The 13551-nt window shown below is 39.1% G+C and carries 12 protein-coding genes; 8 read left to right on the top strand and 4 right to left on the bottom strand.

Translation table 11 applies throughout. The features are described from left to right. Positions 1-53 precede the first annotated feature (53 nt). Entirely contained in the window at positions 54-758 is a 705-nt protein-coding gene (locus ACQ4KW_RS12915) for a hypothetical protein (protein WP_430882895.1), read from the bottom strand. A 217-nt stretch (positions 759-975) separates the two neighbouring features. Here ACQ4KW_RS12915 and ACQ4KW_RS12910 point away from each other — a divergent pair, with 217 nt between their 5' ends. Continuing rightward, positions 976-1767, top strand: a complete 792-nt coding sequence (locus ACQ4KW_RS12910; RefSeq protein ID WP_430882894.1) for an FxLYD domain-containing protein — start codon at positions 976-978, stop codon at positions 1765-1767. 67 nt (positions 1768-1834) lie between these two features. Here ACQ4KW_RS12910 and ACQ4KW_RS12905 read toward each other — a convergent pair whose 3' ends face one another. Next, complete coding sequence (locus tag ACQ4KW_RS12905; RefSeq protein WP_430882893.1) at positions 1835-2857, bottom strand: zinc dependent phospholipase C family protein; 1023 nt, start codon at positions 2855-2857, stop codon at positions 1835-1837. 253 nt (positions 2858-3110) lie between these two features. Here ACQ4KW_RS12905 and ACQ4KW_RS12900 point away from each other — a divergent pair, with 253 nt between their 5' ends. The 3 genes from ACQ4KW_RS12900 (at position 3111) to ACQ4KW_RS12890 (ending at position 6221) form a co-directional block, all read left to right on the top strand. Further along, positions 3111-4358, top strand: a complete 1248-nt coding sequence (locus tag ACQ4KW_RS12900; protein WP_430882892.1) for an MFS transporter — start codon at positions 3111-3113, stop codon at positions 4356-4358. Positions 4359-4533: 175 nt separating this feature from the next. After that, complete coding sequence (locus ACQ4KW_RS12895) at positions 4534-5415, top strand: YitT family protein (RefSeq protein ID WP_430882891.1); 882 nt, start codon at positions 4534-4536, stop codon at positions 5413-5415. Between the two features lie 323 nt (positions 5416-5738). Then, on the top strand, positions 5739-6221 hold the full coding sequence (locus ACQ4KW_RS12890) for a hypothetical protein (RefSeq protein WP_430882890.1): 483 nt from the start codon (positions 5739-5741) through the stop codon (positions 6219-6221). Between the two features lie 360 nt (positions 6222-6581). Here the strand turns inward: ACQ4KW_RS12890 and htpG are convergent, their stop codons facing one another. Both htpG and ACQ4KW_RS12880 read right to left on the bottom strand, forming a co-directional pair. Continuing rightward, entirely contained in the window at positions 6582-8489 is a 1908-nt protein-coding gene (gene htpG, locus ACQ4KW_RS12885) for a molecular chaperone HtpG (protein WP_430882889.1), read from the bottom strand. A 231-nt stretch (positions 8490-8720) separates the two neighbouring features. Further along, positions 8721-9383 (bottom strand): HD domain-containing protein, encoded by a 663-nt coding sequence (locus ACQ4KW_RS12880; protein WP_430882888.1) that lies wholly within the window; start codon positions 9381-9383, stop codon positions 8721-8723. 149 nt (positions 9384-9532) lie between these two features. Between ACQ4KW_RS12880 and ACQ4KW_RS12875 the strand changes: the two genes are divergently transcribed. The 4 genes from ACQ4KW_RS12875 (at position 9533) to ACQ4KW_RS12860 (ending at position 13485) form a co-directional block, all read left to right on the top strand. Then, the gene (locus ACQ4KW_RS12875) at positions 9533-10882 is read left to right on the top strand and encodes a CoA-disulfide reductase (protein ID WP_430882887.1); all 1350 of its coding nucleotides are present in this window, start codon (positions 9533-9535) and stop codon (positions 10880-10882) included. 649 nt (positions 10883-11531) lie between these two features. Further along, on the top strand, positions 11532-11963 hold the full coding sequence (gene mraZ, locus ACQ4KW_RS12870) for a division/cell wall cluster transcriptional repressor MraZ (protein ID WP_430882886.1): 432 nt from the start codon (positions 11532-11534) through the stop codon (positions 11961-11963). A 12-nt stretch (positions 11964-11975) separates the two neighbouring features. Then, the gene (gene rsmH, locus ACQ4KW_RS12865; protein ID WP_430882885.1) at positions 11976-12908 is read left to right on the top strand and encodes a 16S rRNA (cytosine(1402)-N(4))-methyltransferase RsmH; all 933 of its coding nucleotides are present in this window, start codon (positions 11976-11978) and stop codon (positions 12906-12908) included. 31 nt (positions 12909-12939) lie between these two features. Then, entirely contained in the window at positions 12940-13485 is a 546-nt protein-coding gene (locus tag ACQ4KW_RS12860) for a hypothetical protein (RefSeq protein WP_430882884.1), read from the top strand. Positions 13486-13551: the final 66 nt, after the last annotated feature.

Raw genomic sequence — 13551 nt, 5'->3', positions numbered from 1 at the left:
CCAGACCATAGCTTGATGTAGCGTCTGAAAGGTTTTATTATTTGTTGAATCGTTTACGACTCATGAATGTGCTCATTTTTTCCAGGTTCATCTGAACGTGTGGTTTGTTTCTCAGAAAAGACATAGTCATTCAATTTTTCTGGTCGAACAGTCTTGTAAAAATAAGCTTCAAAGGCACGGAGTATAATAAGTAAAATCTCACAAACACATTTCCAAAGAATAAGTTCTAATAGGATCGTAAACACAAGAGTGATAACAAACATTGTGGATGTGACCGGAAAGTTATATGAAAGATTTATACCAAATGATGCGAACTCTTTGATACCAAGACCTAAGGCGGCAAACTCAATAAGGTACATAAACTGAAAAAAAACTGCGGCTATACCGAGGTAGAATATAATCTGAACTATCTTTTCAGCTTTCCACTGTCCAAAAGTGAAAAAACTTGAAATAATAGACTTGATTGATGCAAGACTAGGCTTGTTCACATGAATGTTTTTAAGTTTTTTCATCTGCTTATTAAGAGCGTCCCATAAGGGTCCAAAAATTTTATGCCAAACAAATAATAAACATATGGATATGACCGCTGCAAGAACCAGCAGAAGCGTGGGGTGTATGAAGATTAACATCTTTCGATCGCCGACTATTTGTGTTTTGCTGGTTATTTCTTGAATAAAAAGGGCAGCTTGATAGCCAAGTAGCCAGGAGGGCAAGAGCCCGGTGATAATTGAAATTCCCATTTTCGTCTTTTGATTCATAAATGACATCCTTCCTGATGTAAAAACATGTTTATGTTGTGGATATTATTTATATCTCCTTGTTGAGTTTAGCATAATATTACCTTTTGTGTGTGTTTTTGGTGTGATCATATAGACTATGATGCATGCTATAATATGTTTATAAGACAAAAGACGAATTATACGATAAAATTTTGTATGACCTATGTTCTAAAAATGTATAAAAAGTGGTGATGATTTGAATAAAAAATTATGCATACTAACCCTAGTGATTCTTGTTGCAGGTCTGATGACTGCTTGCAATGAAAATAAAAATAAGATAGATGAAACCCCGATAATGGAGACACCTGTTACTGATCCACTTGTCATTGGAGAAGATCCCATTCAAAAGAAAGATCTCCAGAACACATCAGAAGATGAAACTCGTGAATCGGAGGTCGATAAAAGCTCGCCTGTGGTAAGTGGACGAATTTTGGAAGACTGGACATGGGAAAAGGATGGAGATTACACTGTGGTTCGAGGTCGTTTGCTGAATGATGGGGAGACGCCGATCGGTTTTTTTCGCATTCGGGCAGAATACTTAAACGAAAATGAAGACCTAGTAGACAGTGACTCCACCGTGTATGGAGAGGTTATATGGCCTGGTCATCAAAAGATGTTTAAGATTTCAAATAGATTTGAGTCAAGTCACTTTTCAGTTCAAATCTGGGTGGATGAAGTCTTGCCGGCAAAGGAACCTGTTATTCACGCGGCAGAAGGAACAAATGCAGAGATTATGGAAGGGTGGACATGGACTGTTGATGGTAATTTTTCCTATATAAAAGGCCATTTGATGAACACTGGTGAGAAAACCATACGGTACTATAAAATAATTGCCGAATATGGTGATGGTCAAGGGCAGGTACTGGATTCCGATTTCACAAACTCAAATGAAAAGGTTAGACCTGGCGGTCAGCAAGATTTTCAGATTATGCACCCCTATGATAATGCCTTTAAAGAAGTGACAATATACATTTCAAATATCAAATGAGACAGGGCTGTCTAAATTAAAAGAGCTGCAGTTGAATGTGATTTAGGTCATTCAACTGCAGCTTATATTATTTATAGGCTTTAATATCATATTTTGTGAATATGGAATCTGAGTAGCGTAGCTTTCTTGGATCTGTGCAAGGGAGTCCTGTGTCATAGGAGAGACCTCCGACAAGACTTTTAAATTCTTCTTTGGTTTGATCTCCACGAATGGTATCCCAGGCAAACTCAAGGAGTTCCACAGCACGTTCAATTGATGTGTCAAATAGGTCTTGGAAAGATTCCTTATACTCAATTGACTTGTCACATGGATGGACCCAAGTGTTGTGGTTCATATTCATAAAGTCATAGTGCAGGTTGGATCCTGCGGGGAAGGCTGCTGTCGTAATATACTTAGGCTTTGAAATAAGAGATTCGGCCTTGTTAAACCACCACCGCAGTCTATGCTTTGGATCGTTCATAATGACGATGAGCCTTCTCATATCAGCAACTGCATCCCGTATGATGTCAGCACTCACATCTTCTTGATAGACATTTTGTATAACATCTGAGATGCTTTCATAAACAGGCATTAAAGTATCTGCATCCTTAGGAAGACAGTCTGCCTGATTGCGTGGGAGGCCCATAATGTTTTCATACTTTTTACTCATGATGGTATCTATAATATTTTCAAGAAATTTATGGTTGTTGTGGTCTCCCTTGGCTTTAGAATCATTGTCCTTGTTGATGCCACTATGATAATAAATGAAAGGATGTGCGGTTGTATCAAGAGCATAATGACAGAGAAAACCCATCCAGTAGGCCAAAATCATTTGACCGGCCTTAGACCCAAGATCCGTCTTGATAATGGTGTCTATAGCTTCAAGCAAAAAATCATCTGTCTTGGATTTATGTATTCTATCAGCCATCTTAGGAATGGATGCGTTGTTTTTCCAAGGCCATATTCTATAGTAAAAAAAGAAGTCTGGTCCTTGAGCCCCTAAATAAAAAGCGGATATGTGCTTATCGATTATTTGGCGCATGACAATACTGTCTTCAAAGTGTTTCTTTGTGAAATCGGCACAATAAACGTGGGTTAAAATATCTGGCATAGTCTGTTGTCCTTTCTTATTTTCAGCCATATGTATAATATGACTAATTATTGTGTATCAAACATACGATATACTTCTTATGGGACTACTTTTTATCATACTACTGTATAGGTAAAAGGTCTAGTTTATACAATAAGGCTAGAATGTGACAAAATAATTAATACTTGGTCTTAGTATTACATAATAAAACATATTCTGCTATACTTATAACACATATGAGACGCTTTATACGTCTCAAAACAAGGAGGACATAATGACTAAGTTTACTAAAAAGGAGAAAAGCTGGATTACATATGACTGGGCAAACTCAGCTTACACCCTAATTATCATAACCACTATTTTACCTCTATTTTATAAGGCTATGGCAGAACAAGCGGGGATTGCCGCAAGTCGGTCAACAGCCTACTGGGGATATGCCAATTCTTTTGCCACATTCTTAGTGGCCATTATGGCTCCAATTCTCGGTACAATAGCCGACTATAAAGACATTAAAAAGAAGTTTTTTGTAACAGCCCTCACAATTGGAGTGGCTTTTACTGGTGTATTAGCATTTGTACCCAATGGAAACTGGATTATCTTGCTTGGTGTCTATATTCTTACTATGTTTGGCTACGCAGGGGCAAATGTGTTTTATGACGCCTTTTTAGTGGATGTTGCCAGTGAAGAAAAAATGGACCAGGTTTCAAGTTATGGCTATGCATGGGGGTATATAGGAAGCACCATTCCCTTCGTAGTGATTGCTGGCATGATTTTTAAACATGAAATGTTAGGCATAAGTGAGATACTTGCCATGCGAATTGGATTCTTTTTAACGGCAATTTGGTGGGGGGTGTTTTCACTACCAATGATTAAGAATGTAAAACAGCGTTATTATATAGATAGAGAACCTCATGTGCTCAGAAAAAGTTTAAGAAGGCTAGGGACCACGCTATCAAATATCCGTCAGCATAAGGTCATATTCTCTTTTTTAATAGCCTATTTTTTCTATATTGATGGTGTGGGCACCATCATCAAAATGGCAGTTGTTTATGGGGCGGATGTGGGTCTAAGCGCAACAACGCTGATTGTTGTACTACTGGCAGTTCAAGTTGTGGCCTTTCCTTTTGCTATTCTTTATGGACATCTCGCCAAACGATTTGGCACGCGTACAATGATTCAATTTGCAATTATTGTTTACATTTTCACCTGCTTCTATGCCTATCAGTTGGATACAGAACTGGAATACTGGGTTCTGGGGATGCTCGTTGCGTCTTCTCAAGGGGGGATACAGGCCTTGAGTCGATCATACTACGGCAAACTGATTCCTAAAGAAAAATCAAATGAGTTTTATGGCTTCTATAATATATTTGGGAAGTTTGCCGCTGTTATGGGACCACTTCTTGTCGGATTTGTAAGTGATCTGACTGGTCGATCCCAGAATGGTATTTTTAGCATAGTTGCCCTCTTCATAATTGGCTATGTCTTACTGCTACGAGTGCCTAAAACAAGTGAGATATTATAGTGTTTTAAGAACAGAGTGCCCTTTGCGGCACTCTTTTTTTAAAATGATAGATCCGTTTTTAGACTATTGAATTTCTTTACTAAAACTAAATAAAAAATTTAATAAAAAAAGATTGTCCTCTTGGCTCATAGCATTTATACTGTTCTGGTGACAAAAAAATTAGGAGGTATTAGCTATGAACAAGTGGTCATTTGAAAAATTTATTTTGGACTTGATTTTCTTGACACTGGGCTGCTCTTCATTGGCATTTGGCATCACTTCAATTTTACGGCCAAATGGACTTATAACTGGTGGCGCGACGGGTGCTTCAATCGTGCTTTCCGAACTTATAGGAGTGCCTTATACAATTGTGTTTTATATTGTTTCAGTGAGTATCCTTGTGAGCTCAGTGATATTTATTGGAAAAGCGGAAGGGCTGAAAATTGTCTTTTTAACATTGACATTTCCAATGGTTCTCATTGGTTTTGAAGCCCTGAATTTTGAATTTATTGAAAATGATTTATTTTTAGCATCGGTGTATTACGGATTTTTTGCGGGCACAGGTGTGGGCTTAATCCTTAAGAGGGGATACTCTATGGGTGGCACTGAATCTATTGCTAAGATTTTACATCGAAGATTGTTTTCCTTTATGAGTTTGAGTCAACTCCTACTTATTATCGACATGGTCGTAATAGTGAGTTCGCTACTGATTTACGATAAACGTATAGCACTTTACGCTGTGTTCACACAGTATGTGTTTATGAAAACAGTTGATACCATCCTCTTTGGTATGGGGTCTAAGAAGGTGAAAATCGAAGTCATCAGTGATGCATGCGAGTCAATCTCTGATTATATTATGAATGAGGTCAAGCGTGGCACAAGTATGTATGAAATCAAGGGCGGCTATTCCAATGAAAGTCGAATGAAAGTGGTTTCTGTATGCTCCCCGCGTGAATCCATGCTGATTAAGCGGTTCATTGCACACTTGGACCCAGAAGCTTTTGTAAATGTCCTGCCAGTTTCGTCTGTCTGGGGAAAAGGTGTGGGATTTGATGCTCTTGTAGAAGAGGATATATAGGAAACTCCCCTCGGGCATTTGGGAAACGCATATACCCCCTGGTTACTTCGTGAAACCTTTAGCCAAATCAAAGATTAGAAGATTCTAAAAAAAAATCGCCGGTAAGGGGATTACCGGCGTCTTCCATGGATATAGAAGTTGATGATGTATAAATGGGTTTCAATAATATTATCGGCGTGTGTTTTTAATGGTTTAATAAAATTTAAAAAAACATATTGAAAATTACTTTTTTCGCAAAGCAACCCGGAGAAAATGTGTATTTGTCACATTTCTTCGGGTTTAATGTTATAATGGAGAAAGATCAAAATAATGGAGGGTCATAAATGGATTTATGGGGAAAAATTGTTCTAACAGTCGATTTGGCTGTGCTTATTTACTTAATGATGTCTGTCTTTAGACTCATGAAAGCAATGAAGATGGCAGGGAAGAGAATTGTTCATGTCTTCCCAACACCAAAAATGTTGATTGGGACATTTGTTATTAATATTTTTGGTATGATCGCCACAACATATTCTTACATCCAGTCAGCAAGTGCAATTTATCTTATGTTCTTAGCCGTTTTCCTGTTGAACACCTTTACAATGTTTTCTCGGATTGTTGGTTTGCATGAAGAGGGTGTTGTTATATATGGACGACTAACCACCTATGATCAAATGAAGAAAATCATATGGGGTCAAGAGAAAAAGAAGTTTGTCGAATTAGAAATAAGACTCCGTGCAAAAGATGCGGTGCCATTATACATTAATGTGCCCCACAATAAGAAACAAGAAGTTGTACAATTTCTGAATCGAAGGGCAAAAAAATAAAATGTTTATTTGATTAAATTTATTTAAAATATTCAGAATTCGATTAACAATTTTAGGTATTTAATGTATAATATCCTTGCATGTATCAGGTCTATGTAGGATGGAGGAAGCAATGTCAAAGGAAAGTGACAGGCAGGAATCTCGCTGGCATGTATCTATCGTTTTACTTGGAACGATTATGCTTGTATATGTGATGAGTATTCTGCTAATACAAGCTATAAAAACGTTATAAAATGCATTAAGCAAGTGGAGAAGTAATTTTCTACAAATATGAACTTTGCCGATTTATGGCATTTAAAAACCCGGAACTGTTTTCAGTTCCGGGTTTTATCATGTATATGGTCATGTCCAGGCCTGCGCCTATTTTTCAATCATACGTTTCATAATTTCGTTTGAACGTTTGATAAAGGCTGTCATGGCATCTGCCTCAAGAGGTTTATGACTCATCATTGCTAGGTCATAGATTTGTTGGGCAACCATTTGTGCAGTCTCATCCTGACCTTCAGCATTCTCAAGTGTATACTTTACGAGCGGATGATTTTTGTTGAGTACAAGAGATTCATTTGATGGGAACGTATTTGGATCCATACCAGACATGCTAAATTGCTTCATCATATCTTGCATGCGTCGATTCTCTTCTGAAAGTATAATCATACCAGCAACATCTTTAGACTTTAAAGATTGAATTTGTACATTAAAGCTTTCCTTTCCAAGGACCTTCTTGTAGAGATTTTCAACTTTTTCAAGGATGGACTTATCAGCTTCTTCATCTGTATCAGCACTGTCCTCGAGAAGATCGGAGAGGTCAGCGTCTACACGTTTGAACTCAACTTTTTCCACTTTAGACTCCATCATTGAAATGAATGGATTATCTATGTGGTGATCAAGAATGACAGATTCAAAACCATGTTCTTTTAGAAGGTTAATGTACTGTGCTTGCTGCTGAACATCTGTTGCATAGTAAATGACCTTTTTATCTGAGCTTTCGCCCTCTTCGCCTTGTACATTTGTTTCGCTGAGCGGGAACTCATGAATTGTTCTGTAGTTATCAGCTGTGTCCTTGAAAAGAATGCTGTCTTTTACGCGCTCAGCAAATTTCTCATCTTTAAGGGCACCAAACTTAATGAATGGGTGAATATCGTCCCAGTATTTTTCGTAAGATGCACGATCTGTCTTTTGTAGGGCATTAATCTTATCCCCAACCTTCTTTGTGATGTAGTCGCTAATTTTCTTAACAAAGCCATCATTTTGAAGGAAGCTTCTAGACACGTTCAGTGGTAAATCTGGACAGTCAATAACCCCTTTGAGAAGGAGCAAGAACTCTGGAATAACTTCCTTGATGTTGTCAGCAACAAAGACTTGGCTGTTATAGAGTTTTATTTGACCTTCAAGGGTATCAAATTCCGTGTTTAGTTTAGGGAAATAAAGAATACCCTTTAAGTTAAACGGATAGTCCATGTTTAAGTGAATCCAGAAAAGAGGTTCTTTAAAATCCTTAAAGGTTTTTTGATAAAAATCCTTATACTCTTCATCAGTACATTCACTTGGACGCTTTGTATAGAGAGGGTTCACGTCATTTAGTGCTTGAGGCTCCTCAACGATTACATTGCCGTCTTCATCCTTTTTAGGTTCTTCTGAAAGGTCTTTGAAGAAGATCGGGTATGGCATTACAGAACAGTACTTGTCTAGCGTCTCCTTGACTTTAAAAGCTTTTAGAAATTCCTGTCCCTCATCGCCAAGGAATAGTGTGATTTCTGTACCGCGATTTTCACGGCTGCCATCTTCCATTTCAAACTCTGTACCACCGTCACAATGCCATTTCACTGATGGAGCATCAGCTATGTGAGATTTTGTATGAATTTCCACCTTGTCCGCAACCATGAATGCAGAGTAGAAGCCAAGACCGAAATGACCAATAATCTGGTCGGCATCGCCCTTGTCTTTATACTTTTCAATGAAGTCTTCAGCGCCAGAAAAAGCAATTTGGTTGATGTACTTTTTAATTTCATCAGCTGTCATGCCAATGCCGTTGTCAATAAACTTTAATGTCTGAGCCTCTTTATCCAAAATAACTTCAACCTTGAAATCTTTCTGATCTTGAAGATCAGCCTCTCCAAGTGTATTAAGTCGCTTAACCTTAGTGATGGCATCACAAGCATTAGATACAAGTTCTCTAATGAAGATGTCATGGTCTGAGTAAAGCCACTTTTTAATGATTGGAAAAATATTTTCGCTATGGATGGAAAGACTGCCTTTTTCCATTTGCATGAATAATCACTCCTTGAATTTAATGTAATTTATTGCTTGCTAATATTATGATAGAACTTCGAATGGAGCCTGTCAATAGAAATTAGCACTCGTTAACAAAGACTGCTAACAAATTCACATTTTCTTTACAATTGAGTGGCTTTCATTCAAGGAAATAAAAAACATGTAAGTGCCACTTAAAGATTTCGTCAATGAGAGGGTTTAATCACCAAAGACTTGGTAAATCTTAAGTTAATATTGTGGGACGAGTCCCTGGTTAGAAGTCTTAATCTTGTCTTCCTTAAGGGGTAAAAGTATATCTGTTACCTTGTCTTCGTCATCAAGGACAGCAATCGCTGAATTGAAATAGGGTCTGGCTAAGGATTTGGCATCGGCACTGAGTTTTGACCAACTTCTTTGCAACTTTGCCTTAACCCATAAACGACTTTCAGATATGGTGAGTTCTTTCCCCTCGGTCGCATATTGTAAAAGTGAGGGGACTCCGACGAAATGGGCCATGGCATCAGCATCAGCAAGGCATAAAGCTTCAGGTGTTTTTCTTTCAAGGCGCATACTGCCCCTGTGTGTCATAATGCAGTGGGAAACATTTTCAATGGTTTTTTGGTCAAAGCCCATACCTCTAAGAAGGCGTTCGGCTTCCTGAGCCCCGTGAATGTGATGGTTGGTATAGAGGGCAAAGGACTTTATGCTGGCATAATCGTGCAAGAGGGCAGCCAGCTCTACAATGTGGACATCGGCTTCATTTTGCTCAGCCAGCATCTTGCCGAACTTGACGACCCACCTGATATGGTGATTCCAGATACCTGATCCAAAGACATTGGTGGGTTGGAAACAAGCCTTCTTGACTAGGGATTCTATTTCTTGTATTTTTATGTTCTTTTCATTACGAGTCATCTTATCCTCCGTTCTATATACACGAACGTATGTTTGGTTTTATTGTATCTTTATAGACTGGGTCTGTCAATAGACAAGGGCTAAGTTTAGTCATTTGTATTTCGGGTAGTAAATTTTGTAAACGCAGAATCTATCAAGGAGGTAATGTTTTGTCTAAATATAAAGAAGTGGTTATAGTCGGTGGTGTTGCTGCGGGCATGAGTGCGGCATCGAAACTGAAAAGAACAAACAAAGACGTAAGAATTACAGTATTTGAAGCCGATGAAATTGTTTCGTATGGGGCTTGTGGCCTTCCCTATTATGTGTCGGGGTTGATTGAAAACCGAGAGGATTTGATTGCCCGAACGCCAGAAGCTTTTCGGGAAAAAGATATCCATGTGAAAACAAAACACCGTGTTGAAAAGGTGTTCCCAGAGAAAAAGACAGTGATAGTAAATGATCTGAGTAAAAACCAAAAGTTTGAAAAAAAATATGACGCTCTTGTTGTTGCCACGGGTGCCTCGCCCATACTGCCACCCTTTGAAGGCATAGATAAGAAGGGGATTTTTCCGCTTAGAACCATTCCTGATGCTGACGCTATCAAGGAAGCCTTGAAAGATGACAGCATACAGAATGTGGCCATTGTTGGGGCCGGATATATAGGTATGGAAATGCTTGAATCCATGATTGAACTGGGCAAAAAGGTTAGACTGATTAATCGTTCCCATGACATAATGAAACCCTATGATGAAGAAATACGCGAAATCTTGTTAGAGGGGCTCAAAAAATATAATGTACAAATGACCCTTGGGGAAGAGGTTGAAGCTTTTGGTGGTCAAGAACAGGTAGACTCTGTCAAGACAAATAGAAACACCTATGAAACAGATATGGCTATTTTTGCGATAGGGGTCAAGCCCAACTCAGAAATTCTTGAAGGCGCTGGGGTCAAGCGTCTAAAAAATGGAGCTATTGTGGTGGATGAAAAAATGCAGACCAACCTACCAGATGTTTATTCAGCTGGAGACTGTAGTGCTGTATATCATAAGCTGCTTAAGAAGCATGTTCACATTCCACTTGGGACACATGCCAACAAGCAGGGGAAAATTCTTGGAGAAAATCTTGGTGGTGGAGACAAAAGTTTCCCTGGTGTTCTAGGCACATCGGTTGTTAAGATTTTGGACATGACTTTAGCAAGAACGGGCTTGAGTGAAAAAGAAGCACAGGAATCAGACTTTGATTTTGAAACGGCCTATGTAGAAGCCAAGAGTCATGCTGGGTATTATCCTGAAGCGACGCCAATTGGCATTAAACTTGTTTTTGAAAAGAGGAGCAAGCGCCTCCTAGGCAGTCAAATGATTGGCAAAAAAGGTGTGGCGCTGCGAATAGATGTCATGGCCATGGCCATTGAAGCCAAAATGTCCTTAGAAGACATCGCCTTGATGGATCTATGTTATGCGCCGCCATTTGCAGGTGTATGGGATGCTGTTCAAGTTGCTGCCAATGTTGCAGACAAGTCCTAAAATTGAGGGGCGTGTCCTGAGTGCCATTTGTTTCGTTTTGGATGGATGTGTTCAAGAAAATTGATACGGATAGGGATGGGACTACATTAATAGATATGTGAATTTTGATGTTTTTCTTGAATTTAGAACCAGGGGACTCTGTGTCAAGGCCTATTAAATGAAGACCTTGACGAGGTCAAACTTAATATCAAGGTCTTAACCGTAACCCCACTGGAGAAAATCATTTTGATGGAGCTTGGTAAGGTAAGAGATGTGCATATATTAAAATGTACTCCTTATAATGAAGCGTGCGAGACAAAATCGCTCATGGGAGATGTTTCACATGTCCTTCATATATAAAATGCGTATTGTGAACTTAGAATAAATGTGAAGCTTTAAATGTATAAAAATATAAGAAAGCAGGCCCAGAAAGGGCCTGCTTTTTTGATGGATTTAGGTGTAAAGTGGGGTGAAAATTTAAAAAGTATGTCGAATTTTGACGAATGGTAGAAGAATTACAATTTAACTAGGGACTATGGTCATAAAAATCAAGCTAAATTGTTCGAAATAATTGTAGTTTCCCTACATTTGATGTACAATTAGGGTACAAAGTGGTTTGGAGTGGGGAATTGTGGGGTAAAATCCCATTAGAGTGGTGGAGATGGTCTGAATGTTCATTGGAGAATATAATCATTCTGTCGACACCAAGGGCCGAATGAATGTCCCGGCAAAGTTTAGAGATGACCTTGGTGAGCGATTTTATATGACGAAGGGACTGGACAATTGTTTGTTCATGTTTCCTGAAGCCGAATGGCGTGTTTTCGAAGAGAAGCTTAAAACCCTTCCACTTACAAATCGAAATGCACGTGCATTTGTTCGTCTGTTTTTTGCAGGTGCGACAGAGTGCACCCTAGACAAGCAGGGGCGAGTTAATATACCTCAAACACTAAGGGACCACGGACAAATCACAAAGGAAGTCATTGTCATAGGTGTTGGAACCCGCGTTGAACTATGGAGCGAATCCAACTGGACTGAATACAATGATCCAGACAATATCAGCTACGACGATATTGCTGAACAGATGGCAGAACTAGGAATTTAGGAGGAGTCTCAAATGGCTTTTGAGCATGTTTCCGTACTGTGGGAAGAAACCGTTGACGGATTGAATATCAAACCAGATGGCATTTATATCGATGGAACACTGGGCGGCGGTGGACACTCAGAGCTTGTTCTCAAGCGATTAACGACAGGAAAGTTAATCGGAATAGATCAAGACACGGACGCACTCGCTGCGGCTTCCGAGAGACTAAAAGAATATGGTGATCGTTTTATACCAGTCCACAGCAATTTTGAAGATGTCCTAAATGTTTTGAATGATCTCGGCATCGATAAGGTCGATGGCATGATGATGGACTTAGGGGTCTCTTCATATCAGCTTGATGAAGCAGAACGTGGATTTAGTTACATGCAAGATGGTGAGCTGGACATGAGAATGGATAGGTCAAGACCATTTTCAGCTAAAGACGTCGTGAATACATATTCAGTTGAGGAACTCCATAAAATAATAAAAGATTATGGTGAAGATCGTTGGGCGAAAAGAATTGCTCAGTTTATAGTGGAAGCACGTGAAGATCATGAAATAACAAGGACAACAGAACTTGTTGACATTATAAAGGCTGCGGTTCCAAAAGGCGCTAGAAAAGACGGTCCTCATCCAGCAAAGAGAACATTCCAGGCCATTCGTATTGAAGTGAACAATGAGCTTGGTATTATATCAGAAACCATTAAAGCTATTTCGACGGTTTTAAAGCCAGGGGGTAGAATATCCATTATCACATTCCATTCCCTTGAAGACCGTATTGTAAAAAACACTTACAAGGAACTGGCCAAGGGTTGCATTTGTCCACCGGAGTTGCCAGTGTGTATGTGTAATAACAAGCCAGTGGTTAAAATCATTACAAGAAAACCACGTGTGCCAAGTGATAAGGAAATCGAAGAAAACCCAAGGGCAAGGAGTGCCAAATTGAGGGTTGCAGAAAAGTTGTAGTGTTTTGGGTTGAGTGTTAGGAGGGGCAAGGATGCTGCCAGCACGTAAGTTATCTACATATCATTCATATGAAGAGTACCAACGACAACAGCATCAGGAGAAGATGAAAAGAGCGTCTGAAATTCTCGAAAAGAAACAGAGAAGATACCAGCGCAAACGACGCATGCAGTTTTTGTTTCGGTCATTTGCAGGATGCATCTTAGTCTTTGGTTTGCTATCCTTCCTTGTCATGCGATATGCCATGATATTTGAAATCAATTACACGATCAATGGACTGGAACGTGAAATTAAGGAATTAAACCTTCAGAAAGAAGATTTGCGGGTTCAACTCGATTCCACTATTGTCCTAGACAATGTTGAAAAAGTTGCAGTCAATGAGTTGGGTATGCAGTATCCCCAACCAGAGCAAATCGTTTATATAAACTCAAATTGGAATTATACACTAGATGATCAATTTGCGAATTTGGATAAGGAACCTTCATTGCAAAATGATATAATGAATGAAGACGACGATGTCGTTCATGAACTGCAAGGGTATGCAGCGTATATTCGTTCCTGGCTCCTCAAAGGCAGATAGTCGCTCTTAGAGGGGACTAATATTGAATTGACTTGGATCGAAAGTTAGGCTTTCGGTCCTTTTTTA

It is taken from the genome of Tianxiuia mixotrophica, assembly GCF_050596425.1.
GTDB lineage: Bacteria > Bacillota > Clostridia > Peptostreptococcales > Acidaminobacteraceae.
The sequence above is the reverse complement of the archived record's forward strand: the minus strand, read 5'-3'. Positions and strand labels throughout refer to the sequence as shown.